Source organism: Burkholderia cepacia (assembly GCF_001039005.1).
Lineage (GTDB): Bacteria > Pseudomonadota > Gammaproteobacteria > Burkholderiales > Burkholderiaceae > Burkholderia > Burkholderia theae.
The window spans coordinates 40,398-66,885 of record NZ_LDWR01000045.1 but is presented as its reverse complement, the minus strand read 5'-3'; the positions used below and the strand labels follow the sequence as shown (position 1 = coordinate 66,885).

The following is a 26,488-nucleotide window of genomic DNA, read 5'->3' as shown; positions in this document are numbered from 1 at the left end:
CCCGCGCTCGCGCTCGCCCACCCGGCAGCGTCGAGACGATCGGCCCGAACGACCTTTCTTGACTGACCACGATATCCGAACGAGGAGACTATGAATCCGAGCGACCTGCATCCGCCGCACTGGCAACTTTCCGAACGCGCCCGCAAGCTGACGAGCTCTGCGATCCGCGAGATCCTGAAGGTCACGGAGCGCCCCGAGGTCATCTCGTTCGCCGGCGGCCTGCCCGCTCCCGCGACGTTCCCGGCCGAGCGCATGCGCGCCGCCGCCGACCGCGTGCTGCGCGACGCGCCGGCCGCCGCGCTCCAGTACAGCGCGACCGAAGGCTACCTGCCGCTGCGCGAATGGATCGCCGAGCGCTACAGCGTGCGCGTGTCGCAGGTGCTGATCACGACCGGCTCGCAGCAGGCGCTCGACCTGCTCGGCAAGGCGCTCGTCGATCCGGGCAGCCCGATCCTCGTCGAAACCCCGACCTACCTCGGCGCGCTGCAATCGTTCTCGCTGTACGAGCCGCGCTACGTGCAGGTGCCGACCGACGAGCAAGGCCTGCTGCCGGAAGGCCTCACGCCCGAACTCACGCAAGGCGCGCGCCTGCTGTACGCGCAGCCGAACTTCCAGAACCCGACCGGCCGCCGCCTGCCCGTCGAGCGCCGCCGCGCGCTCGCCGCGTTCGCGCAGACGAGCCCGTTCCCGGTGCTGGAAGACGATCCGTACGGCGCGCTGAACTACCGCGGCGAGCCGCTGCCGACGATGCTGTCGATGGCGCCCGACCACGTCGTGCACCTCGGCACGTTCTCGAAGGTGCTCGCGCCGGGCCTGCGGATCGGCTACATCATTGCGCCCGAGGAACTCCACTTCAAGCTCGTGCAGGCCAAGCAGGCCACCGACCTGCACACGCCGACGCTCACGCAGCGCATCGCGCACGAAGTGATCAAGGACGGTTTCCTCGACGAGCACATCCCGACGATCCGCGAGCTGTACAGCGCGCAATGCGACGCGATGCTCGCCTCGCTCGCGCGCCACATGCCGGAAGGCGTCACGTGGAACCGCCCGGAAGGCGGGATGTTCATCTGGGTGAACCTGCCCGCGCAGATCGACAGCATGACGCTGCTCGCCGCGGCCGTCGACAACCACGTCGCCTTCGTGCCGGGCGCGCCGTTCTTCGCGGACGACGCGCAGCAGAACACGCTGCGCCTGTCGTTCGTGACGGTGCCGCCCGAGAAGATCGAGGAAGGTGTCGCGCGGCTCGGCAAGCTGCTGCGCGAACGCCTCTGATCCCCTTTTTCCTGTCACGACTCTCTACGAGGAATCGAACGCATGGCTAACGTCTACGACAAACTGAAGTCGCTCGGCATCGAGCTCCCGACCGCCGGCGCACCGGCCGCCGCCTACGTGATGAGCGCGCAAAGCGGCAACACGGTCTACCTGTCGGGCCACATCGCGAAGAAGGACGGCAAGGTCTGGGCCGGCAAGCTCGGCGCGGATCTGCAGACGGAAGACGGCAAGGCGGCCGCACGCTCGATCGCGATCGACCTGCTCGCGACGCTGCACGCGCACACGGGCGACCTGAACAAGGTCACGCGCATCGTCAAGCTGATGAGCCTCGTCAACTCGACGCTCGACTTCACCGAACAGCACGTCGTGACGAACGGCGCGTCGGAACTGATCGCCGAAGTGTTCGGCGACGCGGGCAAGCACGCGCGTTCGGCCTTCGGCGTCGCGCAGATCCCGCTCGGCGCGTGCGTCGAGATCGAGCTGATCGCCGAAGTCGCGTAACAGGCGCAGCGCGATGCCCGACCGTCTCGTCCGCTTCAAGCAGGTCGACGTGTTCACATCGGTGCCGTTCAAGGGCAACCCGCTCGCCGTGATCTTCGACGCCGATTCGCTCGGCGACGACGACATGCTCGAGATCGCCCGCTGGACCAACCTGTCGGAAACGACGTTCGTCTGCACGCCGACCGATCCGGAAGCCGACTATCGCGTCCGGATCTTCACGCCGTGCGGCGAACTGCCGTTCGCCGGCCACCCGACGCTCGGCACCGCGCACGCGTTCCTGGAAAGCGGCGCCCGGCCGCGCACGCCGGGCCGGCTGATCCAGCAATGCGGGGTCGGACGGGTCGCGCTGCGCGAGCAGGCCGACGGCTGGGCGTTCGCCGCGCCGCCGGCCCGCGTCACGCCGCTCGACCGTTCGGACTACGCGGCGCTGGCCGCCGCGCTGCGCAGCGACGCGATCGATCTGGATGCCGAGCCGTGCGCGGTCGACAACGGCGCGCCGTGGCTCGTCGTGCGGCTGACGTCGGCCGACGCCTGTATCGGCCTGACGCCCGATCCGGCCGCGCTGGAGGCGATCACGCACCGCTACGGTACGGACGGCCTCGCGGCCTACGCGCCGCATGCCGCAGGCGGCCCCGCGACGTTCGAAATCCGCTGCCTGATGACGGGCGGCAACTTCGGCGTCGGCGAGGACCCCGTCACAGGCAGCGCGAACGCCGCGCTGGCCGGGCTGCTGACGCGCCAGGCGCGCCGCCCCGGCCAGTCTTACACGGCCCGCCAGGGCACGGCGATCGGCCGCGACGGCCGCATCTTCGTCAGCTACGACGAAGACGGCACGACCTGGATCGGCGGCCACGCCGTCACGGTCGTCGACGGCACTTTCCGGTCACCCGTCTGACATTTCGCGATGTGCGATGGCGCCGGCCCGTCCGGCGCCCCTACGATTCGCCCAACTATCGCAAAAACCTTCCAGCCAGTAATATCGGGCCTAATCCGTCGTTTCGGAGGTCTGTCGCTGGTTGCGCATCCCGCGAACGAACAGACGCCGGGGCGACTCCAACCATAGCCCGCCATCCCGAAGGATGGCGTACGCGAGCAGGACGCCACCCTCTTCGATGAGCTCCGCCCGGTCCAACCACACGCCGCCGACCCGGCCGCTACGCGCGCCGCGCAAATCGCGCCGGCGTGCGCTGTTCGCGATCCCGCTGCTCGGGATGCTGGCGCTCGCGCTGCTGTGGGCCGTGATCATCGCGCGCCTGTCGGTGGAGAAGGACAGCGCGTACAAGGAGGCCGCGGCGTCCGCGGCAATCCTGTCCTCCGCGCTCGAGCAGCATACGGTCAAGGCGATCCACCAGGTCGACCAGATCACCCGCTTCGTCAAGTTCGAGTTCGAGAAGTCGCCCGCGCGCTTCAACCTCGCGAGCGCCGTCGAAAAAGGCGTCGTACCGAGCGACACGCTGATCCAGGTGTCGCTCGTCAACGCGAAGGGCATCCTGTTCGCGAACACCGCCGAACTCCATCCGCAGCCGATCAACCTGTCCGATCGCGAGCACTTCAAGGTTCACCTCGCGAACAACGACGACCGCCTCTTCATCAGCAAGCCCGTGCTCGGCCGCGTCTCGAGCCACTGGACGCTGCAGATGACACGGCGCCTGAACAACCCGGACGGCAGCTTCGCGGGCATCGTCGTCGTGTCGGAAGACCCGAGCTACTTCACGAACGACTTCTACAACAACGCGGCGATCGGCAAGGAAGGCGTGATCGCGGTCGTGTCCGACACGGGCACGGTGCTCGCGCGGCGCACGGGCTCGGTCAGCAACGCGCCGGGCGCGTTTTCGGCCTCGGGTGTTTACCCGATCGCCGAGCGCGTGACGGGCACGATCATCGACCCGATCGACGGCGTGACGCGCATCGTGTCGTACCGCCACCTCGACGGCTACCCGCTCGCGGTGATGGTCGGGCTGTCGCAAACGGAAGAGTTCGCGGACTACTACCACACGCGCAACGTCTACCTGCTGATGACGAGCTTCATCACGCTCGCGATGCTCGCGTTCTTCGGCGTCGCGACGGGCCTGATCGGCAAGCTGCTCGGCCGCGAGCGCGAGATGACGCAGCTCGCGGAATACGACCTGCTCACCGGCCTCGCGAACCGCTATGCGACGCTGCGCGGGCTGCGCAACGACGTGTCGATGCCCACGAGCCTGTCGCGGCTCGGCCTGCTGTTCATCGACCTCGACAACTTCAAGACCGTCAACGACACGCTCGGCCACAACGCCGGCGACATCGTGCTGCAGATGACCGCGTCGCGCCTGTCCGATGCGGTCGGCGACGAAGGCTCGCTCGCGCGCATCGGCGGCGACGAGTTCGTCGTCGTGATGAAGGGCGACGACGTCGAGCGGCGCGCGGTGCGGCTCGCGGAAGCGATCATCCGGATGTTCGGCGAACCCTTCGACGTGCGCGGCAGTTCGTTCGTGCTGCATGCGAGCATCGGCATCGCGCTGCACAGCGTGGCGAACGAAAGCGAAATCGACCTGCTGAAGAAGGCCGACCTCGCGATGTACAGCGCGAAGGACGCCGGCAAGAACTGCTACCAGTTCTATGCGCCGCACCTGTCGCACCGTGCCGACCACCTGATGCGCTGGGAACAGCAATTGCGCGTCGCGCTCGCCGAGGGGCAGCTGTTCCTCGCGTACCAGCCGAAGATCGACCTCACGCACCGCTACATCACCGGCTTCGAGGCGCTCGCGCGCTGGGATCACCCCGAGCACGGGATCATCTCCGCGAACGAATTCATTTCGATCGCCGAATCGACGGGCCTGATCGTGCCGATCGGCGACTTCGTGATCCGCACCGCGTGCGAGCAGATCGCACGCTGGCGCGACGACGGCCACGACACGCTGACGCTCGCGGTCAACATCTCGCCCGTGCAGTTCTGGCGCGGCGACCTGATCGAGACGATCTCGCGCACGCTGCAGGAAACCGGCATCGACGCGAACCGGCTCGAACTCGAGATCACCGAAACCGCGATGATGGAATACCCGGAACTCGTGTCCGAGAAGATCGTCGCGCTGAAGAAGCTCGGCATCCGGATCGCGCTCGACGATTTCGGCACCGGCTATTCGTCGCTGTCGTACCTGCACCGCTTCTCCGTCGACACGCTGAAGGTGGACCGCTCGTTCGTGCAGGCGATCCCGAACGATCGCAGCGTGTGCGTGATGGTGTCGTCGATCGTGCATCTCGCGCGCTCGCTCGGACTGACCGTCGTCGTCGAAGGCACGGAAACGGAAGAGCAGATCACGTGGCTGTCCGCGCTCGGCGAGATCGAGGCGCAGGGCTTCCTGTTCTCGCGCCCGGTGCCGGCCGACGCGATTCCCGCGCTGATCGCGCGCTTCGGCGTGCGCGGCGACCATCCGAACGTCATCGCGCATCGCGCCACCGGCAGCACCGGCGCCTGAGCGCATCGCGGCCATGATGCGCGTTGCGCGCCGCCGCAATTGTTTCGTTTTCCGATCCGATTGTTTAGTCCATTAACTAGCGTTTTCGCGCATGGCAGTGTCATCGTGCGCGGCGGACAATCGGGAGGGCCAACGTGTCGGCGGGCCGCCGGCATGTCCACACATGAGAGATCAGGCCCTGCGCCGACAGCACCACCATGACAACCGTAGAAGTCGAAGCGACTGCTCCTATCGAACAGGCACAGGCCTCCCTGTGGACCTTGTTCAAGGTCGTCGCCGGCATTTCGGCGGTCTCGTGGGGCGGGCTTTCGATGATGGCGCAGCTCGAACGCCACTACGTGGAACGGCTGCAGCGCATCGAGCCGCACGTGTTCGGCGATCTCGTCGCGCTCGCCTGGCTCGTGCCGGGCCCCGTCGGCTGCAATGTCGCGGTGCAGGTCGGCCAGACGCTGCACGGCCGCGCCGGCGCATGGGTCGCCGGTATCGCGAGCGTGCTGCCATTCTCCATACTGATGACGCTGTTCGCGATGTTCTATCGCACGCCGCTCGTGCGCTCGCTGGCCGATCCGATGCTGATCAATCACTTCGGGATGGTGCTCGCCGCGCTGATCGGCGTCACGTGGGTCAGGCAGTTGCGCTCGCTCGCGAGCACCCGGCTCGAACAGGTGATCGCCGCGCTATCGACGATTCTGCTCGCTTTCGCGCATAGTCCGGCCGCTTTCGTCGGGATTCTTTTCGCCGCGTTTGCAGCGGGCTGGCTGACGGGGCCGCCGCAACGCGACGCGGTCGACTTCACGCTGTCGACCCGCGATCGCAACCTGCTCGTACTGCTCGGCGTACTCGTCACACTGTTCGCGGTCCCGCTGCCCGGCGATTACCAGGCGCAGTTGCTGTGGCCGCGCCTCGCGGGCGCCGGCATGACGCTGTTCGGCGGCGGCTTTTCCGCGCTGCCCGTGCTCAAGACGCTGTTCGTCACGCCGGCCACCGGCATCTCGGATCACGACTTCACGCTTGCGTTCGCGCTGTCGCCCGTGGCGCCGGGGCCGCTGCTCAATGTCGTGCCGTTTCTCGGCTACCTGACCGACGGCTGGGTCGGCGCGCTGCTCGCCACGGCCGCGCTGTTCATTCCGTCGGGCTGCCTCGTCGTGTTTGCGCAGAACCACCTGTTCCGGCTCAAGCGCCATTCGCGCTTCGAGCACGGGATGCGCCTGCTGCGCGCGGCGACGACGGGCTTTCTCGTCGTCGCCGTCGTGAAGATCCTGCATCGCGAGCCGGCCGATCCGATTTACTGGCTGACGGGCGCGTTCGCGACGCTGTGCTTCGCGCGCTTCAAGGTGCCCGTTTATGCCGTCTACGGCGCGGTCGCGATTGCCTGCGGCGCGTGGCTGTGGGCCGCCGCACGCTGACGGGCGGCGGCCGCCGCTCCACCGGCTCGGCCGGTATCAATTCACTTCAACCCGCCTGTACCGCGACCCGGCGTGCCATCCAGCGGGCGCGCAGCGCGTCGTACGCGAGGTTGAAGCAGAACGTGTAGGGCAGGAAGAACAGCACGATGCCGAGGTCGAGCAGCAGCGCCTCGACGAGGCTCACGTTCAGCCACCACGCGGCCACCGGCACCACCATCGCGACGAGACCCAGCTCGAACAGGCCCGCGTGCGCGATCCGCATGCCGAGCGTGCGCGACAGCCCCGCGCGCCGCTCGAAGCGGTCGAACAGCGTGTTGAAGGCCATGTTCCAGGCCATCGCGATCAGCGACACCATCACCGTCAGCACGCCGACGTGCGACACCGGCATGTCGAGCAGCCACGCGCCGATCGGCGCACACAGCGCGATCGCGACCAGCTCGAACGTCAGCGCATGCAGCAGCCGTTCCGTCACCGTTTTGTTCATCTGTTTCATGATTCCCTCCGATTCGTGTCCTTCATTCATGCCGGCCATTTTGATCGGCATAACCGTATGAATCCAGTTTGATATCATCGGTTTTACCGATATAACGCCGCCAGGAGTGCCGCATGCGCCACGCCCCCGAAGCCCTGCTCGCCTTCGCCGAAGCCGCGCTGCTCGGCTCGTTCACGGCGGCCGCGCGCAAGCTCGGCAAGCGCCAGTCGACCGTGTCGGAGGCGATCGCGAATCTCGAGATCGATCTCGGCGTGCAGTTGTTCGATCGCTCGACGCGCGCGCCGACGCTGACCGACGCCGGGCGCGCGCTGCTGCCGCAGGTGCAGCGCGCGCTCGAGGCCGGCGCGGCGATCGACCGCACGGCCGCGCGGCTTGCCGGCGGCGAAGAAGCGCGGCTGACGCTCGTCGTATCCGATACGTACCAGTCGAAGCGCTACGAGGAAACGTTGATGGCGCTCGAGCGGCGCTTTCCGGCGCTCGAGCTCGAATGCCAGATCGCCGAGCACGAAGACGTGCTCGACCTGATCCAGCAAGGCCGCGCGCAGCTTGGGCTGATGGCCGCGCGTGCGGCCTACCCGGCCGATATCGGCGCAGCGACGGTGGCGGAGGAATCGGAGATCGGGCTGTTCGTCGGCCGCACGCACGCGCTCGCGGCGTACGGCGAGACGGAGGTGCCGCACGCGGCGCTGCGCGACGTGCGCGAACTGCGCCTCAACACCTATGTGAAAACGGAAGGCCGCGGCACCGACGACCGGATCGTCGTCGGCACGCAGCACTGGCTGGCACCGAGCTACCTGATGCTGCTGGAGATGGCCGTGCTGGGATTCGGCTGGGCCGAACTGCCGCGCTGGATGGTCGAGCACTTCGCCCGCGATCGCCTGTGCGAACTGCGTGCGCGCGGCTGGCCGCGCCGCGTTCGGGTGGATGCCGTCTGGTCGCGCAACCGGCCGCTCGGCCCGGCCGGCTCATGGCTGCTCGACGCGATGCTGGCCGCGTAGCGGCGCATGCTGCTGCGCCCGCGGCTGGCGCCTGGCGGCGCCGGAAGATCAGAAGCCGCGCGACAGCACGGCCGCGCCGACCGTGACGACACCGAGCACGAGGTTCACGACGACGAGCAGGCGCACTGCGTTCACCGCGCGCGCACCGTCCGGCCAGTTCTGCGCCTGCACTGCACGGCGGATGCGGGGGAACAGCGCGAACCGGATGTGCCCGAAGATCAGCATCATCACGACGCCGAGCCCGGCCATCGCGTGCAGCGACCACGTCGCGTGCGCGCCACCGAATTCCACGAGCAGGAAACCGCCGGACAGCAGGATCACGATCACCGAACCCGCCACCCAGTTGAAGAAGCGGCCGAACACGCCTTCGATCAGCGGCAGCCGAAGCTGCGGCGACAGGTCGGACAGCGCCGGACGCAGGCAGAAGTTCGCGAAGACCATCCCGCCCACCCACACGGCGACGGCCAGCAGATGAAGAAACAGCGCGACGGCAACAGCGTGGGACATGAGGGCAATCCTGTGATGGGTTGGGTGCGGCGAACGACCGCGTCGCACGCGGCATCGAACGTCGTTCGACCCGCTTGGCGCCGCGCGGTTCAGACCCCGGACGGGATTTCACAATATTTTGCAAGTTCCGCATGACGGCGCCACGCTTGCTTACCCGTATCCGGAAGCAAAAAGAAAAAGGCCGCACGCCCGCCGAAGCGGACGTGCGGCCTTCGATCGCGGCCGAACCGGACGATCGTGCCCGGCGTCAGCCGAGCAGCGGACGCAGCTCGCTGACGACCTTGAGCTTCGACTCCGGCGCGCGGCCCTTGCGTGCGCGCTTGCCGATGTGCGGCGCGAGCCCCGCGTACGACAGCGTGTCGTCCGCCGCCTTACCGCCGCGGCCGGTGCCGATCAGCACGACACCCGCCGGATCGATCGCGAGCGCCTGCACGAGCGTTTCCTTGTCGTCGAGCGCCATCAGGATCACGCCGCGACCGCCGCCGGACAGCGTCTTCATCTCGTCCATCCCGAACACCAGCAGCCGCCCGCCGCTCGACAGGCACGCGATCTGCGTCGCATTCGGCAGCACGGGCATCGGCGCGAGCGGCACCGCGCCCGTATCGATCGTCATGAACGCCTTGCCGGCCTTCACGCGGCTCACCATGTCGCCGACCTTCGCGAGGAAACCGAAGCCGTTGCTCGACGCGAGCAACAGCTGCTGGTCGGCCGGCGCCGCGTAGTAGTGCATCAGGTGCGAGCCCGATTCGAGCTCGATCAGCGACGTGACCGGCACGCCGTCACCACGCCCGCCCGGCAGCACCGACACGTCGACCGAGTACACGCGGCCGCTGCTGCCCCATGCGATCAGCCGGTCCGGCGTGCGGCACTGGAACGCCGCGTACAGGTGATCGCCGGCCTTGAACGTGAAGCCGGCCGGGTCGAGCCCGTGGCCCTTCAGCGCGCGCACCCAGCCCTTCTGCGACACGACCACAGTCACCGGCTCGTCGACCACCTTCGCCTCGAACGTCGCGCGCTTTTCCTGCTGGATCAGCGTGCGGCGCTCATCGCCGTACTGCTTCGCATCGGCCTCGATCTCCTTGATCATCAGCCGCTTCATCGCGCTTTCGTTCGCGAGCAGTTCCTCGAGCTTCGCCTTCTCGTCGCGCAACGCTTCGAGTTCCTTCTCGATCTTGATCTTCTCGAGCCGAGCGAGCTGGCGCAGCCGGATTTCAAGGATGTCCTCGGCCTGCCGGTCGGAGAGGCCGAACGCGCTCATCAGCGCGGCCTTCGGCTCGTCCGATTCGCGGATGATGCGGATCACCTCGTCGATGTTCAGGAAGACGATCATCCGCCCTTCGAGGATGTGGATCCGATCGTCGACCTTGCCGAGACGGTGGCGCGTGCGCCGCGTCATGGTCAGCTGGCGGAACTTCACCCACTCGTCGAGGATCGTCAGCAGCCCCTTCTGGCCCGGCCGGCCGTCGGCGCCGATCATCACGAGGTTCAGCGTCGCGTTCGATTCAAGGCTCGTGTACGCGAGCAGCGTGTTCACGAACTCCGTCTGGTCGATCGTGCGCGACTTCGGCTCGAACACGAGCCGCACCGCCGCTTCCTTGCCCGACTCGTCGCGCACCGCGTCGAGCAGGTCGAGCATCGCCTTCTTCGTGTTGAGCTGTTCCGGCGTCAGCGTCTTCTTGCCGAGCTTGAGCTTCGGGTTGGTCAGCTCCTCGATTTCCTCGAGCACCTTCTGGCCCGACGTGCTCGGCGGCAGCTCGGTGACGACCAGTTGCCACTGGCCGCGCGCGAGATCCTCGATCTTCCAGCGCGCGCGCATCTTCAGGCTGCCACGGCCCGTTTCGTAGGCCGCCGCGATTTCCGCGTCGCTCGAGATGAGCTGCCCGCCGCCGGGGAAATCCGGGCCCGGAATCAGGTTCATCAGCTCCGCGTGCGTGAGCTTCGGATTGCGGATCAGCGACACCGCCGCGGCCGCGACTTCGCGCAGGTTGTGCGACGGGATCTCCGTCGCGAGGCCGACCGCGATGCCCGACGCGCCGTTCAGCAGCACGAACGGCATGCGGCTCGGCAGCGTCTTCGGTTCCTCGAACGAGCCGTCGTAGTTCGGCATGAAGTCGACCGTGCCCTGGTCGATCTCGTCGAGCAGCAGTTTCGCGATCGGCGTGAGGCGCGCTTCGGTGTAACGCATCGCCGCCGCGCCGTCGCCGTCGCGCGAGCCGAAGTTGCCCTGCCCGTCGATCAGCGGGTAGCGCAGCGAGAAATCCTGCGCGAGACGCACGAGCGCGTCGTACGCCGACTGGTCGCCGTGCGGGTGGTATTTACCGAGCACGTCGCCGACGACGCGCGCCGACTTCACCGGCTTCGCGTCCGGGCCGAGGCCCATTTCGTTCATCGCGTAGAGAATCCGGCGCTGCACCGGCTTCTGGCCATCGCACACGTCGGGCAGCGCGCGGCTCTTCACGACGCTGACCGCGTAGCTGAGATACGCCTGCTCCGCGTAGTTGCCGAGCGTCAGCGCTTCGGCATCCGGTGCGTCGGGCGCGGCGAAGAGATCGGAAGTATTGTCGTCCATCTGAATTCCGTATTCGTAAGTGGCGTAAGGCCGGGCCGGGCGTCCTGCCCGGCCGCGCTCGGGGCGCTTATCGAGTCAAGCCTAGATATCCGCTTCGACGTCGTTGCCCTTTTCCTCGAGCCAGCCGCGCCGCGCGGCTGCCTCGCCCTTGCCCATCAACATCGTCATTCGCGCGACGGTCGCCTCGTAGTCGAGCTCGCCGAGCTTCACGGGCATCAGGCGGCGCGTGTCGGGGTTCATCGTCGTGTCCCACAGCTGCTCGGCGCTCATTTCGCCGAGACCCTTGAAGCGGCTGATGCTCCATTGGGTCTCGCGCACGCCGTCCTTGCGCAGCTTGTCGAGGATCGCTTCCAGTTCGCCGTCGTCGAGCGCATAGAGCTTCTGCGCGGCCTTCTTGCCGCGCGCCGGCGCGTCGACGCGGAACAGCGGCGGTCGCGCGACGCACACGTGGCCGCGCTCGATCAGTTGCGGGAAATGCTTGAAGAACAGCGTGAGCAGCAGCACCTGGATGTGCGAGCCGTCGACGTCCGCGTCCGACAGGATGCAGATCTTGCCGTAGCGCAGGTTCGACAGGTCGACGCTTTCGTCCGGGCTGTGCGGATCGACGCCGATCGCGACCGAGATGTCGTGTACTTCGTTGTTCGCGAACAACCGGTCGCGCTCGGTTTCCCACGTGTTCAGCACCTTGCCGCGCAACGGCAGGATCGCCTGGTATTCCTTGTCGCGGCCCATCTTCGCGGAGCCGCCCGCCGAGTCACCCTCGACGAGGAACAGCTCGTTGCGCGCGATGTCCTCGGTCTCGCAGTCGGTCAGCTTGCCGGGCAGCACCGCGACGCCCGAGCTCTTGCGCTTCTCGACCTTCTGGCCCGCGCGCGTGCGCGCCTGCGCCTGCTTGATCACGAGTTCGGCAAGCTTCTTGCCGTGCTCGACGTGCTGGTTCAGCCACAGTTCGAGCGCGGGGCGCGAGAACGACGACACGAGCTTCACCGCGTCGCGGCTGTTCAGGCGTTCCTTGATCTGCCCCTGGAACTGCGGATCGAGCACCTTCGCGGACAGCACGAAGGACACGCGGGCGAACACGTCTTCCGCGAGCAGCTTCACGCCCTTCGGCTGCAGGTTGTGCAGTTCGACGAAGCTCTTCACGGCCTGGTACAGGCCGTCGCGCAGGCCCGACTCGTGCGTGCCGCCGGCCGGCGTCGGGATCAGGTTCACGTACGACTCGCGCACGAGCGAGCCTTCCTCGCACCATGCGACGACCCACGATGCGCCCTCGCCCTCGGCGAAGGTATCGTCGCCCGAGCGCGAATCGGCGAAACGCTCGCCCTCGAACAGCGGGATCAGCAGTTCGCTGCCGTTCATTTCGTCGAGCAGGTAGCCGCGCAGGCCGTCCTCGTATTTCCACGTCTGGCGCTCGCCCGTCTTTTCGTTGACGAGCACGACCTCGACACCCGGCAGCAGCACGGCCTTCGAGCGCAGCAGGCGCTGCAGCTCGCCGAGCGGCAGGTTCGGCGAATCGAAATACTTCGGATTCGGCCAGACCTGCACGCGCGTGCCGGATTTCTTCTCGCCGCGGCCCGCGCCTTGCGTCGTGAGCGGCTTCACCACATCGCCGTCGGCGAAGCCGAGCTCGGCGATCTTGCCGTCGCGCCAGACCGTCACGTCGAGGCGCGTCGCGAGCGCGTTCGTCACCGACACGCCGACGCCGTGCAGGCCGCCCGAGAACGTGTAGGCGCCGCCCGCGGCCTTGTCGAACTTGCCGCCCGCGTGCAGGCGCGTGAACACGATCTCGACGACCGGCACGCCTTCCTCCGGATGCATGCCGAACGGGATGCCGCGGCCGTCGTCGTCGACCGACACCGACTGGTCGGCATGCAGCGTGACGACGATCTGCTTGCCGTAACCGCCGAGCGCCTCGTCGGACGCGTTGTCGATGACTTCCTGGATGATGTGCAGCGGATTCTCGGTACGGGTGTACATGCCGGGCCGCTGCTTGACCGGCTCGAGACCCTTGAGCACCTTGATCGATGCTTCGCTATAGGCCGCGCTGGGTTTCTTCGTTGACATAGGCGCTGAATTTCGTCATTCATCGGGACGTTGTCCACACCTCGTGTGGATAACGTCGTGGACAAAACGTTGAGTTCCGTAAAAAAGCGAATCGAAACAACGGTGTGCTTGGACTGCTCCGAAAGCGGGCGCGCGGCATGCGCTACGCGGCCCGGGACGCGCGGTATTCTACTGGTTCCGCGTGGCGCGCCAATCGCGAGATTGGTGCACGGCCGCCGCCGGCCGCGCGACGCGTCACGCCGGCTTGCGCTTCGCCTCGAGCGTTTCCCACCGTTCGAGCGCCTCGAGCAATTCGTCGTCGATCGCCGCGAACCGCTCGGTCAGGCGCGTGCCTTCCTGCGGGTCCTTCGCAAAAATCGAACCGTCCTCGAGCTGTGCATTGATCGTCTTCTGCTCCTCTTCGAGCGAGGCGATCTTCTCCGGCAGCGAATCCAGTTCGCGCTGCTCGTTGAACGACAGCTTCACCGTGCGCTGCGCGTTGCGGCCCGCGGCGCTCTTCGCCTGCTCTTCCTTGACGGGCGCCGCTTCCTTGACCGCGCGCTTCGCGGCTTCCTGCTGCGCGAGTTGCTGCGAGCGCTCGCTCTGGATCTGCCAGTCGGAGAAGCCGCCGACATATTCGCGCCACTTGCCGTCGCCCTCGGCCGCGATCACCGACGTCGCGACGTTGTCGAGGAACGCGCGATCGTGGCTGACGAGCAGCACCGTGCCGTCGTAGTCGGCCAGCAGCTCTTCGAGCAGCTCGAGCGTCGGGATGTCGAGGTCGTTGGTCGGTTCGTCGAGCACCAGCACGTTGGCCGGGCGCGCGAACAGGCGCGCGAGCAGCAGCCGGTTGCGCTCGCCGCCCGACAGCGACTTCACCGGCGAGCGCGCGCGTTCCGGCGCGAACAGGAAATCGCCGAGATAGCTCATCACGTGCTTGCGCACGCCGCCGATCTCGACCCATTCGCTGCCGGGGCTGATGGTATCCGCGAGGCTCTTCTCCTGGTCGAGCTGCGCACGCATCTGGTCGAAATACGCGACCTGCAGGTTCGTGCCGGTGCGCACCGTGCCTTCGTCGGGCTTCAGCTCGCCGAGAATCAGCTTGAGCAGCGTGGTCTTGCCCGCGCCATTCGGGCCGACGAAGCCGATCTTGTCGCCGCGCATCACCGTTGTCGAGAAGCAGTCGACGACCGCGCGGCCGCCGTAGCACTTCGTCACGTCGGTCAGCTCCGCGACGATCTTGCCGGACTTCTCGCCCTGCGCGACGTCGAGCCTCACGTTGCCCTGCGAATTGCGGCGCTCCGCGCGCTCGTGACGCATCTGCTCGAGCCGCGCGATGCGGCCGACGCTGCGCGTGCGGCGCGCTTCGACGCCCTTGCGGATCCACACTTCTTCCTGCGCGAGCAGCTTGTCGAACTTGTCGTTTTCCACGCGCTCGACCTCGAGCTGCTGCGCCTTACGCGTCTGGTACGCGGAGAAATTGCCCGGGTACGACAGCAGCCGGCCACGATCGAGCTCGACGATGCGCGTCGCGACACGGTCGAGGAACGCACGATCGTGGGTAATGAACAGCAGGCCCGCGCGCTGCGCGACGAGCAATTCTTCCAGCCAGCGGATGCCGTCGAAGTCGAGGTGGTTGGTCGGTTCGTCGAGCAGCAGCACGTCGGGCTGCAGCACCAGCGCGCGCGCCAGCGCGACGCGCTTCTGCATCCCGCCCGACAGCGCGTCGACGCTCGCATCGCCGTCCGTCAGACCGATCTGCGCGAGCGTCATCGACACACGCGTACGCCAGCTCCACGCGTCGTGCGCGTCGAGCGACGACTGCAGTGCATTCATCCGCGCGAGCAGCGCATCGTGCTCGGCGCCTTCGGGCGTATCCGCGAGGCGGTGCGCGATCGAATCGTATTCCTCGAGCAGTTCGCGCGTGTGCGCGAGCCCCGACGCGACCGCGTCGAATACCGTCGCGCCCGGCTCGAATTCGGGCTCCTGCGGCACATAGACGGTCACGAGTTCCTGCTGGCGCGTAACCAGCCCGTCGTCGGGCTTCGCAAGGTCAGCGACGATCTTCAGCAGCGACGACTTGCCCGCGCCGTTGCGGCCGATCAGGCCGACGCGCTCGCCGGCTTCCAGCGAGAAATCCGCGTGATCGAGCAACGCGACGTGACCGAACGCGAGCTGCGCGCCGGTAATGGAGTAGAGCGACATGGGGAGACGGCGGAGAGAGGAATCGGAAGCGCCCATTGTACCGGTCGCGGACGCCGCCACCGGCATGGCCGGACGGATAATGCCGCAAGACCGGCCGCGACGGCCGGTGGGCGGCCGCCGCGCGCGGGTCGCAGGCACCCGGCAGCGGGCGGGCGTATCCCTGTTGCAGGGATGGCCGGGACGCCCGCGCGGGTGTGACCGCTTACTTGACGTTGACGCTGATGGTCTGGCTCAGTTCGGGGCCGTACGACCGATGTGCGCCGTCGCCGAACTGCAGCGTCAGCGTGTGCTGGCCCGGCGGCAGCTTGATGTCGGTTTCGGTCTGTGCCTTGCCGAAGTGCAGCGAACGTTCGCCCGCGGGAATCACGTCGCCCTTCGGGATCGGCCGGCCGTCGATCAGCAAGTGGTGATGACCGGTGTTCGGCGTCATGTCGCCGGCTGGCCGAAGCTCCATGCCTTCCAGACCGAACTTCACGTGCACCGGGTTCGACACCGTCGCGCCGTCCGACGGCTCGACGAAAAACACGCGCGCCTCGGCCCGCGCGACCGTCGACACGGCCATCGCCGCCACGCACACCGCACCCGCGATCCACTTTCTGTTCAGCATCGCATTCTCCTTATGATTGGACAGCCCGGGAAGGATACACCGCACACGCGGCATGCGTGTTTCGGTTGCCTTGTTCGCGATGCGTACGTTTAAAACGACGTTGCGCAGGCGTTCGGCGAAATTCCGGTACCATTGCGCCTTTCGTCCGCCGGCGAGGCTGCGGACGGCATCACCTAGTTTCCAATATCCCGAGCACCACATGAGCGAAGTGACCGAATACCAAAGCTGGGTCTGCCTGATTTGCGGGTGGGTCTACAACGAAGCGGAAGGGCTGCCCGACGAGGGCATCGCAGCCGGCACCCGTTTCGCCGACATTCCCGCCGACTGGCGGTGCCCGCTGTGCGACGTGGGCAAGGAAGATTTCGTCGTCGTCGATTTCTGATCGCGGCTGACCGCGCGACAAGCGCGTCGGCGCGCATTCCGCCCGCCGATGCGCCACGCGTTTGTTATACTCTGCGCGCTGTCCACATCGCCGTCCGGTTCGCGATTTTTCCCGCGATCATCCGGACATGGCTCTCCCCGTAGTTCAATGGATAGAACAAGCGCCTCCTAAGCGCTAGATACAGGTTCGATTCCTGTCGGGGGGACCAGCCAAGCCCCAAACCTCCCCCAAGATTCACAACAAATCCCCCGCTCACGCCCGTCTGGCAGCCCTCTAGCTCCTATCGTTACCCAAGGTTGCTCAGTGACAGCCGGAGAAAGTGTTGGTATTTTTGTTGGTATTAGCCGATACCAACAATGCCTCTCACTGACGTGCCGGTACGGAACGCGAAGGCCAGCGCGGCCCCGTACAAACTCACGGACGGCAACGGAATGTTCTTGCTCGTCCAACCGAACGGCGCGAAGTACTGGCGCTTGTCCTACCGCTTCCTTGGCAAACAGAAGACGCTCGCGCTCGGCGTCTATCCGGCCGTCACGCTCGCGACAGCACGGAAGAAGCGCGACGAGGCCCGTGAGCAGATCGCGACCGGCGTCGATCCGGGCGAAGCGAAGAAGGATGCGAAACGGGCCACCGAAATCGCGGCGGCAAACGCGTTCGAAGCGGTAGCGCGCGAGTGGTACGACTCCCAGCGTCCGGGCTGGAGCGACGGCTACGCGGAGAAGGTGCTGAATTCGCTTGAGGTCGACGTGCTCCCGAAGATCGGCCCTCGCCCGATCGCGGAGATCGACTCACCGCAAATGCTCAGCATCGTGCGGGAGGTCGAGGCGCGCGGCGTACGCGAGACGGCGAAGCGAATCCTCCAACGCTCTCGCGCGGTCTCCCAGTACGGAACATGACCGGGCGATGCTCCAGGAATCCGGCGGCCGACATCGACGCGCAGACGGTCTTGAAGAAAGGTCCGGGCGTACAGCACATGGCCCGCGTCAAGGCGACGGCGACCTGCCCGACAACCTGAAATACCTGAAGCCGCTGGCGATCACGGGCACCGTCGGTCCGCACCTGACGTTGAACAGTGCCGATCCGAATTCGTTGAGCTGGGGCGTCACCGTGCAATACAGCCTGCCGTATCTGCAGAACTTCGTGCAGGACGTCGGGCTCAAGGCGCCGTTCAACAACCTGATCCCGGTCGTCGAATTTCCGATGAGTACGTGCACCGCCAGCCCATGCTCGGGCCACACGACCGGAACGATCAATCCCGGCGTGATGTGGATGAATCGCTGGGGCCAGTTCGGCGTCGAGGCGCAGATTCCGGTCAATCATGCGAGCGGCACCGGCGTCGGTGTGCTGCCGCAGGCGCAGCTTTACATGGATGACGTCATGCCGAACTCGCTTGGCAAGCCGCTCTTCGGTAAAGGGGAATAGTCATGCGTGCCTTCAACCAACTTCGTCACCTCTCAGGCGCGGCTGCGATCGCGACGACCATGCTGATCCCGTCGGCAGCATTCGCGTATGTGTTCCCGCAACCCCAGTTGCGCTCGGCGGGTGCCGAAGTGGCGACGCCGGCAAACGTGACGATGGCCGGTTAGTTGGCGCTCACGCTGAATGATGGAGACAACCGTGAAAAACCGACCCTCCCTGATCGACCTGATCGTCCGCTACAAGACGCATCTGAAAATCGCCGGCTTGATTGCCTGCGGCCTTTGGGTAGCCTGGATCGCCTGGATGACGCGGCCTGGAAACATCGACGTTCCGGCAGTGAGTGCCCCGAGCTGCGTGAGTTCCGTGCGTTGACGTGCGAGGAGCAACGGCGCAGCGGGATTGTCCCCATGAAGGTGTAGGCCCCGGCCCCGCTGCATCTATAAAGATGTTGTATCAGGCTCGTTCTGTTAGTGGCAGGATTGTGCAAACGGTGTTGTGTCAGCCCGGCGCCTGCAAGCGTCGGTTATCCGGGCGATGCGTGGCCGCGACACCGTCGACAACCTTGCCGCCCCTACCCTGGAGAAGCCCATGAAACCGAATCTCAGCCGACAGGCCCTGCTTGCCCTGACACTCGCCGGCGTGGCCGCCGCCGCCGTCGCGGCTACGCAGGAGGAGGCGAAGGTGCAGTGCTATGGCGTCGCCAAGGCCGGCCAGAACGATTGCGGGAGCAAGACCGGCGTGCATGATTGCGCGAGCAAGGCGAAGGTCGACAACGACAAGGGCGACTTCAAGATCGTGCCAGTCGGTACCTGCGAAAAACTGGGCGGCACGACTGAATCCTGATGCTGCGAAGCGATTGTCGCAGCACGCCGGGGTTCTCATGACGGCAACCGGTCCGGGTGCTGGCGCGCCATCCGGCATTGGCATCGGCCTTCGCCAGGCCCACTACGCTAACTTCCTCGAGGCACCGCCCGCGGTGGACTGGGTGGAAGTGCACAGCGAGAACTATTTCGGCGACGGCGGGTATGACCTGCACGTGCTCGACACCGTGCGACGCGATCTGCCGGTCAGCCTGCATGGCGTCGGCCTCGGGCTCGGCTCGGGCGTTCCGCTTGACGTGGGCCATCTGGACAGGCTCAAGCGCCTGGTCGAGCGGATCGAACCGGCAGTCGTCTCCGAACATCTGTGTTGGGGCGCGACGGCTGCCGGTCATCTGAACGACCTGTTGCCAATGCCGCTGACCGACGCGGCACTCGCTCACCTCACGGCGCGCGTCCACGAGGTGCAGGAGACACTTGGCCGGTCGATCCTGCTCGAAAACGTTTCCAGCCTGCTTCGGTTCAACGATGACCGGTACGGTGAAACAGCATTCCTTTCCGAGCTGGCTCGGCGCACCGGATGCGGCGTGCTGCTCGACGTCAACAATCTGTACGTGAACCAGTGCAATCACGGCGAGGACGCGATTTCAGCGATGGACGCGTTGCCTCCCGGCGTGGTCGGCGAGATCCATCTGGCCGGCCATCGTGTGACCGGCGCGGCTGTCATCGATGATCACGGCTCACGGGTTGCGCCCGCTGTCTGGAGCCTCCATGAACATGCGCTGCGCCGCTTCGGCGACGTGCCGACGCTGATCGAATGGGACACGGCCATTCCGCCTTTGAGCGTGCTGATCAACGAAGCCCGGCTCGCGCGTGCAGCACAGGTCCGGGTGCGACAGATCGCGCGACAGCAATTGAAGACTGCAGCAGGCAGGGCAAGTGATGGCGATGCAGCTTGAATCGTTCCAGCGAATGTTCGCGAGCGCACTTGACGATCCGGAGCAGGAGGAGCTGCTGCTCGAACTCGTGAAGCCGTCGTCACCGGTCACCGGCAACGCACCCGGTCGAGCCGGTGAAAATGACGTGCGTGAATCGCCGCTTGCGGCAACCGCAGAACCCGACGAGGTTTTGCATCAGCGCGTGGGACTTTACCGCGGCAACGCCCGATCGCATTGGCGCGGCGCGCTCGCGAACGCCTATCCCGTGTTGCTGGCGCTGGTCGGCGATGCATATTTCGATGCGTTGTCACTTGCGTACGCGCGGGTGCATCCGTCCCGAAGCGGTGACCTCAATCGCTTTGGCGATGCCTTGCCGGTCTTCATTGGAGAATACGAGCGAGATTCGCGCTTTCGATATTTTGCAGATGTTGCGCGCCTTGAATGGGCGCTGCACGTTGCCTGCTTCGCCGCTGACGTTTCAGTATTCACGGCGCAGCAATGGCTCGAACTCGGTGACGAGCGTCTGCTGGATGCGAAACTCGCGATACATCCAGCCTGCACGGCTATCACCTCTGATTACGCCATTGCCGACATCTGGCGGGCACATCAACTAGGAGGCGCCTTTCCACAACGGCTCGACGGCCCCACCTGGACGCTCGTCGTGCGTCCAGTGTGGCGCCCCACGGTATGCGTTCACTCCGAGGCCGCGCACGCAGCCTTCATCGCGCTGCAAAACGGAAGGATCCTGGCCGATGCGCTCGACGCTGCGTTTGCGATCGATCCGGCATTCGATTTCGCGACGCAATGGCACGCGTGGATCACCGCATCGGCGATTACCGGCGCAACTTCAAGCACGGTGTCACGATCGGGTTGACGGGTGTTTGCGTGATGGCGAATCTATTGCCGCAACTTTATCCTTTTTCGCAACTGTACGCCCCGCGTATATGAGTAGATTCGTTACGCATCTATTGCCGGCCGGATCGAGTTTTTTTGCAGTTCCTTGATGTTAGGATTTGACGGTTCCAGCCCCTTACTCCGGCGGCTGCGAATGCGCGCTTTCAAACGTATTGTCATTCCAGTGAATTTTTTCGGAGATTCTCACATGGACAGACGTGACGCATTATTCGGTACCGGGCTGCTGGCGCTTTCCACACTGGCGACAATGGAACGGGTCTCAGCCCAGGAAAGCCCGCCTGCGGAAGCCCCTCACCTGCATCATGGCGGTCACTACGGCGCACTCGCCGATGCGGCGGGCGAGTGTGTGTCAACCGGGCAGGTCTGCGTGAGCCATTGCATCGGCCTTTTGGGCAAGGGGAACCAGGACCTTGCCGCCTGTGCAACCAGCGTTTCGCAAATGCTTTCCATTTGCGGCGCCCTGCAAGGTCTAGCCAACCAGAATTCGCGCTATCTTCCGGCGTTAGCCAAGGTCGCGCTGGATGCATGCCGCGATTGCGAAGCGGAGTGCAAGAAGCACGCTGACAGGCATGCGCCGTGCAAGGCGTGCATGGAGTCGTGTCGCGCGTGCGCCAACGAGTGCCGTGCCGCGCTGGCAACCTGAGCCGCGGTGGGTTCTTCCCTCGTCCGATAGCAGAACCGCTTTCGCCCGGCGGCCGCAACCAGCGGCCGCCATCTCCGATTCGGCCTCTTCGCGGGTTTCCACCTAACCCAAAGTTCAACCATCCCGTCGCAGATTTTCCACATACTGTTTGTATCGACGTCTCGTTGGTCTGCCATGTCCAGCCGTTGCCGTCAGAAGATCGGGGCTCTCCTCGGGATCTTTGCGATCCTGCTGAGCGTGGTCGCGCCGACGATATCCCAGACGCTGCGTGGCGCGTCGGCCGAAGGCGCGCATCATTCCCTTCACGCGCATCACGCGCATCACGTGCATCCTGCGGCGGAAGTCGCTCATCTCGCCGAAGTCGGGTCTGCCGCACACCATCATGGTTCCGATTCGTGGCCGGGTTGCGACGCGTGCCCGTATTGCAGCTTGATTGCACACACACCCACGCTGCCTGGCGCGGTCGTGGCATTCGGCATCCCTGCGCAACCGGCCAGGCTTGCAGCCTCGGCTGTGGTTGCGGCGTTTCGACCATACACGGTTCTGACACTCGCGAAGCCACGCGCCCCACCCGTATTGTCCTGATCCCTGCTGATGGCTATCCCGCGATGCCGACGCATTAAACGGCATCGCGGTGACGTCGCGCGCCTGTTGCGGCGACACCGTCACAACCAACCAGGACATGAACATGCGAACCACTCTCAAACAGGGCGCGGTGGCACTGTGCGCACTCGCGCCGTGCCTCTTCTCGGTCGATGCGTCGGCCCATGCCGTGGCCGGCAATCGCGTTTTTCCTGCCACGATGGCCGTCGATGACCCCGGCGTCGGCGACGAACTGAACCTCAGCTTCGGCCACCTCCAGTCCAACACGGATGACGGTGACAAGCAGAACACCAATACGACGACGCTCGAATGGGACAAGCGGATCACACCCAGTTTCCAGCTTTCCCTGACGGGCACCTACGTCAATCTGAACGCGCCGAACGGCGGCTCGGCACGCGGTTTCGACAACTGGCAGGTCGGCGCCAAGTACCGCTTCTACGTCAACGAAAAGCACGAGTTCATGGCATCGGTCGGCGCGATCGCAGAGTTGGGCGGGACCGGCGCGCAGTCGATCGCCAATCCGCACTCGGCGATCACGCCGACACTCTACTTCGGCAAGGGTTTCGGCGACCTGCCCGACAGCCTGAAATACCTGAAGCCGCTGGCGATCACGGGCACCGTCGGTCCGCACCTGACGTTGAACAGTGCCGATCCGAATTCGTTGAGCTGGGGCGTCACCGTGCAATACAGCCTGCCGTACCTGCAGAACTTCGTGCAGGACGTCGGGCTCAAGGCGCCGTTCAACAACCTGATCCCGGTCGTCGAATTTCCAATGAGTACGTGCACCGCCAGCCCATGCTCGGGCCACACGACCGGAACGATCAATCCCGGCGTGATGTGGGTGAATCGCTGGGGGCAGTTCGGCGTCGAGGCACAGATTCCGGTCAATCATGCGAGTGGAACGGGCGTAGGCGTGCTGCTGCAGGCGCATCTTTACCTGGATGACGTGTTTCCAAATACGGTCGGCAAACCGCTCTTCGGAAAAGGAGAATAGCGATGCGTCAATTCAATCGCCTTTGGCGCGGCGCATGCGCCGTGGCCATCACAATGTGCATCCTGACCGTATCGCCGGCATTCGCGCACGTGTTCCCGCAAACGCAGACACCGTCGGCGGGCGCCGAAGTGGCAGCGCCGGCAAACGTGACGATCGTGTTCGACGGGCCGCTCGAACCCGCATTCAGCTCGCTGACCGTCAGCAATTCCGCGGGTAAGCAGATGAACACCGCGAAAGCGCAGGTCAATCCCGACAACAGGAAGTCGATCAGCATTGCGCTGCCACCGTTGCCTACCGACCGGTACACCGTGCATTGGGTGGCAGTGGCCTCGGATGGACATCGCACGCATGGCGATTATTCGTTCACGGTGAAGTAATGGACCCGGCGACGGTATTCGCATCGATCGTGGTGGCTGCCATCGCCAACGTATCGTTAGCGTGCGCGGTGGGTGCGTGTCTGGCGGGGCTGATGCTGGGCGATGCATCACCGCCCGCAAGCAGTCGGATGCGACGGCTCGCCGCCGGCTGCGTGGTTACCCTGATCGTTGCCGATACCGTCAACTTGTTGCTGGAGGCCGCGCTGATGAGCGGGTTAACGGCGGACACCGCATTTGAGGTGATTGTCCCGGTGCTGACGCAGTCGCATTTCGGGGCGGTGTGGTCCGCGGGGTTTGCCGCCCTGATCGTCTGGACGGGCCTGCTGGTCGGGTCACGGGAATCCGGGCGACCGGCCCGGACAGGCGCCGCACTCTGCACCGCAGCCGTCTTCGCATTCAGTAAGGCGGCATCGAGCCACGCAGCCGACGCGGGGGACTTTTCGCTACCAGAGTGGATTCACTGGACGCATCTTTGCGCAACCGCTGCGTGGGCCGGCCTGGTCATCGCAAGTGGACTATCGGCGCTACCCATGCTTCTCGCCGACTCGCCCGGCGAAGTCGTGGCCACCGATATGAAAGTCTCCTTTTGCGATCCGCAGAGCCCGTGGCAACGTGGCTCAAACGAGAATACAAATGGGCTCCTGAGGCAGTACTTCCCCAGGGGGATCGATCTCTCAGCCTATTCGCAGGCCAAGCTCAACGCCGTAGCCAGGCGGCTCAATGAACGCCCTCGAAAGACACTAGACTTCGATACACCGGCTGAGCGATTTCATCAATTCGTTGCATCGACGAGTTGAATCCGCAGCTGAACGCCGACAGTCTGCCCCGCGTTCCCCGGAAATCCGCGAATAACCAAAAGTTAGGCGCCAGGTTACGCAATCGCTCCCCACGGCTCCACGGTTTCCTGCGATGAACCATTTTTTAGGGGTGTTTTTGGGGGGTATAAATTACGAAAATCTATCCGCAACCACCCGCCAGGATTGACACGTGAATTCTGTCGGGACCAAAAATTCTCCATGGCTTCACCCACTTTCCCACGATCAGCTACCCCACCGACGGCAACCACAAGCGCGTGACGTCGAAGCAGATCGAGAAGCGCAAGCATTCAACGCACACATCCACAATCAAGCCGCAGAACCCCGCGAACCCCACGCCCCGTTCAAAACGAATCACGGGATTGATTGACTTTCCGCAGCGATGCACGATACACTTCGCGCCGCGGGGTGGAGCAGTCTGGCAGCTCGTCGGGCTCATAACCCGAAGGTCGTAGGTTCAAATCCTACCCCCGCAACCAATACCGAAGCCCGCTCTGCGAAAGCAAGCGGGCTTTTTGCTGTCTGGGGCCCTGCACGCGTGCACCGTCGCGCACGAGAAGCACGTCACACCAGTCGCCACCACGACATGCGACACGCGATCGCACCTCACCCGATCACCCCGAACCAGCGCCGCACATTGCGTAGAATTCCGAACCTTCGTCAGCATACGGATTCAGACAATGATTCGAGCGATCGCGGCACTGGCCGCGCTTTCCGCCATAACGGGCACGGCGAACGCCGCCGATACCGGCACCACGCCCCCCAAGCAACGCTATGTCAGCCCCGGCATCGCCAACGTCACGGGCGCAGCCGCACCGCGCACGGAACACGCATCCCCCAACGCACGCTGCCGGGAACTGGCCGCCGGCATCGATGCGGTAACGCATACCCCCGACCGCGGCCAGAAGCTCGTGCCTGGATTCGGCCCGGACGGCAAGCCGCGCAACGAACTGCGCCCTTACGATAAGCGGGCCGAGCTCGAAGCCGAGCATCAACAGCTCGGCTGCCGATAACACACGTCACGCCGCCCGGCCGCATCACGCTGCCGGGCATCGGCGATCACGCATTCGCGCCGCCATCGATCGTCAACCCGGTCCCATTGATCGACCGCCCTTCCGGCCCGACGACGAACGCCACGAGCGCCGCCACGTCATCGGCCTTGCCGTACTGCGGGATCGCCATCCGCGAACGTTGCGCACTTGCATGGTCGCCGTCGGCCGGATTCATGTCGGTATCCGTCGAACCCGGATGCACGATATTGACTGTGATGCCGCGAGAACCGAGATCGCGCGCGAGCCCCTGCGTCCAGCCGATCAGCGCGGCCTTGCTCGCCGCATAGAGGCTCATCCCCGCATCGGGCACGCGCGTCGCGAGGCAACTGCCGGTCGACACGATGCGCCCGCCCTCCCCAAGATGCCGCGCCGCCGCCTGCGACGCGACGATCACCGCGCGCACGTTCACGTTCAGCGTCGTGTCGATATCGTCGAGCGTCATCGTTTCCAGCGTCCCGGCGCGGAAAATCCCCGCGTTGTTGACCAGGATGTCGAGACCGCCGAACGCCTCCGCGGCACGATCGACCGCGGCGCGCACGGCAACCGGATTGGCGCTGTCGGCCTGGATCGCGACCGCGCGACGGCCCTGCGCCTCGATACCGGCAACGACGGCCTGCGCCCGCTCGGCCGATTTTTCGTAAGTGATCGCGACGTCCGCACCGTCGGCCGCCAGCCGTTTCGCAATGGCCGCGCCGATGCCGCGGCTGCCGCCCGTGATGAGTGCACGCTTGCCCTGAAGTCGATTCATGTTCGTTCCTTTCCTCATTTATGTAACGGTCGACACAGAATGTAGCAAGTTGCGCGACACAGTCAATTGATTTATTTTATCGATCGATACAGATATCGACGAAGGATTGGACGCCATGGCTGAACGGGGCCGACCGAGAAGCTTCGACAAGGAAGCGGCGCTGGATCGCGCGATGGAGGTGTTCTGGCGCCTCGGCTACGAGGGTGCGTCGATGGCGGACCTGACGGCCGCGATGGGCATTGCGTCACCGAGCCTGTATGCGGCGTTCGGCAGCAAGGAAACGTTGTTCCGGCAGGCGCTCGAGCACTACCGCGCCACGGAGGGACGGGAAATCTGGGATGGTGTCGAACAGGCCGGCAGCGCGCACGACGCCGTGAGGAACTACCTGATGGATACCGCGCGCGTGTTCACGCGGCGCTCGAAGCCGGCCGGCTGCCTGATCGTGCTGTCGGCGCTACACCCGGCCGAGCGTTCCGATACCGTCCGGCAAACGCTGATCGCGATGCGCGAGCGCACGGTCGACGCGCTGCGCGAGCGCCTCCGGCAAGGCGTCGCAACCGGCGAGATCGCGGCGCATGCGAACCTCGACGCGATCGCGCGGTACTACGTGACGGTTCAGCAGGGAATGTCGATCCAGGCGCGCGACGGCGCGAACCGTCGCGATCTGGAGGCCATCGCACAAGCCGCGCTGGCCGCGTGGCCTGCGCTCGTCGGCGCAAGCGGCGCGTAGC

At 65.5% G+C, this 26,488-nt stretch carries 25 protein-coding genes, 2 tRNA genes and 3 pseudogenes; 23 read left to right on the top strand and 7 right to left on the bottom strand.

The genetic code is table 11. The features are described from left to right. Positions 1–90: 90 nt before the first annotated feature. The 5 genes from VL15_RS25245 (at position 91) to VL15_RS25225 (ending at position 6,631) form a co-directional block, all read left to right on the top strand. A complete protein-coding gene (locus tag VL15_RS25245) occupies positions 91–1,272 on the top strand; it encodes a PLP-dependent aminotransferase family protein (protein WP_048249221.1) in 1,182 nt (393 codons plus the stop codon). A 42-nt stretch (positions 1,273–1,314) separates the two neighbouring features. Further along, a complete protein-coding gene (locus VL15_RS25240) occupies positions 1,315–1,773 on the top strand; it encodes a RidA family protein (RefSeq protein WP_006478174.1) in 459 nt (152 codons plus the stop codon). Between the two features lie 13 nt (positions 1,774–1,786). After that, positions 1,787–2,668 (top strand): PhzF family phenazine biosynthesis protein, encoded by an 882-nt coding sequence (locus VL15_RS25235; protein WP_048249220.1) that lies wholly within the window; start codon positions 1,787–1,789, stop codon positions 2,666–2,668. 217 nt (positions 2,669–2,885) lie between these two features. After that, complete coding sequence (locus VL15_RS25230) at positions 2,886–5,225, top strand: EAL domain-containing protein (RefSeq protein ID WP_048249219.1); 2,340 nt, start codon at positions 2,886–2,888, stop codon at positions 5,223–5,225. Between the two features lie 197 nt (positions 5,226–5,422). Beyond that, positions 5,423–6,631, top strand: a complete 1,209-nt coding sequence (locus VL15_RS25225) for a chromate transporter (RefSeq protein ID WP_048249218.1) — start codon at positions 5,423–5,425, stop codon at positions 6,629–6,631. Positions 6,632–6,677: 46 nt separating this feature from the next. On the opposite strand, the gene VL15_RS25220 is transcribed toward VL15_RS25225, so the two are convergent. Further along, positions 6,678–7,124, bottom strand: a complete 447-nt coding sequence (locus tag VL15_RS25220; RefSeq protein WP_048249421.1) for a multidrug/biocide efflux PACE transporter — start codon at positions 7,122–7,124, stop codon at positions 6,678–6,680. Positions 7,125–7,237: 113 nt separating this feature from the next. Between VL15_RS25220 and VL15_RS25215 the strand changes: the two genes are divergently transcribed. Further along, the gene (locus VL15_RS25215; RefSeq protein WP_048249217.1) at positions 7,238–8,122 is read left to right on the top strand and encodes a LysR family transcriptional regulator; all 885 of its coding nucleotides are present in this window, start codon (positions 7,238–7,240) and stop codon (positions 8,120–8,122) included. A 48-nt stretch (positions 8,123–8,170) separates the two neighbouring features. Here VL15_RS25215 and VL15_RS25210 read toward each other — a convergent pair whose 3' ends face one another. The 5 genes from VL15_RS25210 to VL15_RS25190 form a co-directional block, all read right to left on the bottom strand. Continuing rightward, positions 8,171–8,629, bottom strand: coding sequence for a CopD family protein (locus tag VL15_RS25210; protein WP_047898700.1), 459 nt, complete (start codon positions 8,627–8,629; stop codon positions 8,171–8,173). Positions 8,630–8,876: 247 nt separating this feature from the next. Then, positions 8,877–11,198, bottom strand: coding sequence for a DNA topoisomerase IV subunit A (parC, locus tag VL15_RS25205; RefSeq protein ID WP_048249216.1), 2,322 nt, complete (start codon positions 11,196–11,198; stop codon positions 8,877–8,879). An 81-nt stretch (positions 11,199–11,279) separates the two neighbouring features. Further along, on the bottom strand, positions 11,280–13,262 hold the full coding sequence (locus VL15_RS25200; RefSeq protein ID WP_048249215.1) for a DNA topoisomerase IV subunit B: 1,983 nt from the start codon (positions 13,260–13,262) through the stop codon (positions 11,280–11,282). A 234-nt stretch (positions 13,263–13,496) separates the two neighbouring features. Beyond that, a complete protein-coding gene (locus VL15_RS25195) occupies positions 13,497–15,482 on the bottom strand; it encodes an ATP-binding cassette domain-containing protein (RefSeq protein ID WP_419188693.1) in 1,986 nt (661 codons plus the stop codon). Positions 15,483–15,648: 166 nt separating this feature from the next. Next, on the bottom strand, positions 15,649–16,053 hold the full coding sequence (locus VL15_RS25190; protein ID WP_048249213.1) for a DUF4399 domain-containing protein: 405 nt from the start codon (positions 16,051–16,053) through the stop codon (positions 15,649–15,651). A gap of 199 nt (positions 16,054–16,252) precedes the next feature. Here VL15_RS25190 and VL15_RS25185 point away from each other — a divergent pair, with 199 nt between their 5' ends. From VL15_RS25185 to VL15_RS25115, 16 genes and pseudogenes are all read left to right on the top strand, one after another. Next, positions 16,253–16,435 carry a rubredoxin gene (locus tag VL15_RS25185; RefSeq protein WP_034190709.1) on the top strand — a complete coding sequence of 61 codons (183 nt, stop codon included), beginning with the start codon at positions 16,253–16,255 and terminating at the stop codon, positions 16,433–16,435. A gap of 133 nt (positions 16,436–16,568) precedes the next feature. Continuing rightward, positions 16,569–16,643, top strand: a tRNA-Arg gene (locus tag VL15_RS25180). Positions 16,644–16,791: 148 nt separating this feature from the next. Next, positions 16,792–17,429, top strand: a pseudogene (locus tag VL15_RS25175) (tyrosine-type recombinase/integrase); the annotation flags it as partial. Beyond that, positions 17,420–17,857, top strand: a pseudogene (locus VL15_RS25170) (hypothetical protein); the annotation flags it as partial. The pseudogenes VL15_RS25175 and VL15_RS25170, both read left to right, overlap by 10 nt. Positions 17,858–17,859: 2 nt before the next feature. After that, entirely contained in the window at positions 17,860–18,021 is a 162-nt protein-coding gene (locus tag VL15_RS43250; RefSeq protein ID WP_048249417.1) for a hypothetical protein, read from the top strand. A 31-nt stretch (positions 18,022–18,052) separates the two neighbouring features. Beyond that, complete coding sequence (locus VL15_RS42790) at positions 18,053–18,226, top strand: hypothetical protein (RefSeq protein ID WP_196319623.1); 174 nt, start codon at positions 18,053–18,055, stop codon at positions 18,224–18,226. A gap of 216 nt (positions 18,227–18,442) precedes the next feature. Beyond that, positions 18,443–18,697: a DUF2282 domain-containing protein gene (locus tag VL15_RS25155; protein WP_048249211.1), complete on the top strand. Its 255-nt coding sequence runs from the start codon at positions 18,443–18,445 to the stop codon at positions 18,695–18,697. 37 nt (positions 18,698–18,734) lie between these two features. Then, positions 18,735–19,631, top strand: a complete 897-nt coding sequence (locus VL15_RS25150) for a DUF692 domain-containing protein (protein WP_080970940.1) — start codon at positions 18,735–18,737, stop codon at positions 19,629–19,631. After that, on the top strand, positions 19,615–20,484 hold the full coding sequence (locus tag VL15_RS25145; RefSeq protein ID WP_053077703.1) for a DNA-binding domain-containing protein: 870 nt from the start codon (positions 19,615–19,617) through the stop codon (positions 20,482–20,484). Before VL15_RS25150 ends, VL15_RS25145 begins: the two co-directional genes overlap by 17 nt. A 228-nt stretch (positions 20,485–20,712) precedes the next feature. Further along, the gene (locus VL15_RS40555; protein ID WP_080970939.1) at positions 20,713–21,168 is read left to right on the top strand and encodes a four-helix bundle copper-binding protein; all 456 of its coding nucleotides are present in this window, start codon (positions 20,713–20,715) and stop codon (positions 21,166–21,168) included. A gap of 174 nt (positions 21,169–21,342) precedes the next feature. Continuing rightward, positions 21,343–21,753: a DUF2946 domain-containing protein gene (locus tag VL15_RS43830; protein WP_080970938.1), complete on the top strand. Its 411-nt coding sequence runs from the start codon at positions 21,343–21,345 to the stop codon at positions 21,751–21,753. A gap of 103 nt (positions 21,754–21,856) precedes the next feature. Beyond that, positions 21,857–22,765: a hypothetical protein gene (locus VL15_RS25135; protein WP_419188692.1), complete on the top strand. Its 909-nt coding sequence runs from the start codon at positions 21,857–21,859 to the stop codon at positions 22,763–22,765. Positions 22,766–22,767: 2 nt separating this feature from the next. Beyond that, a complete protein-coding gene (locus VL15_RS25130) occupies positions 22,768–23,142 on the top strand; it encodes a copper resistance CopC family protein (protein ID WP_048249208.1) in 375 nt (124 codons plus the stop codon). A gap of 560 nt (positions 23,143–23,702) precedes the next feature. After that, positions 23,703–23,939 (top strand): annotated as a pseudogene (locus VL15_RS25125) (IS30 family transposase); the annotation flags it as partial. A 420-nt stretch (positions 23,940–24,359) separates the two neighbouring features. Next, a tRNA-Met gene (locus VL15_RS25120) sits at positions 24,360–24,436 on the top strand. Positions 24,437–24,637: 201 nt separating this feature from the next. Further along, on the top strand, positions 24,638–24,970 hold the full coding sequence (locus tag VL15_RS25115) for a hypothetical protein (protein WP_048249207.1): 333 nt from the start codon (positions 24,638–24,640) through the stop codon (positions 24,968–24,970). 46 nt (positions 24,971–25,016) lie between these two features. On the opposite strand, the gene VL15_RS25110 is transcribed toward VL15_RS25115, so the two are convergent. Further along, complete coding sequence (locus tag VL15_RS25110) at positions 25,017–25,757, bottom strand: SDR family NAD(P)-dependent oxidoreductase (RefSeq protein WP_048249206.1); 741 nt, start codon at positions 25,755–25,757, stop codon at positions 25,017–25,019. 115 nt (positions 25,758–25,872) lie between these two features. Here VL15_RS25110 and VL15_RS25105 point away from each other — a divergent pair, with 115 nt between their 5' ends. Beyond that, positions 25,873–26,487 (top strand): TetR/AcrR family transcriptional regulator, encoded by a 615-nt coding sequence (locus VL15_RS25105; RefSeq protein WP_048249205.1) that lies wholly within the window; start codon positions 25,873–25,875, stop codon positions 26,485–26,487. The last annotated feature ends 1 nt before the right edge of the window (position 26,488 follow it).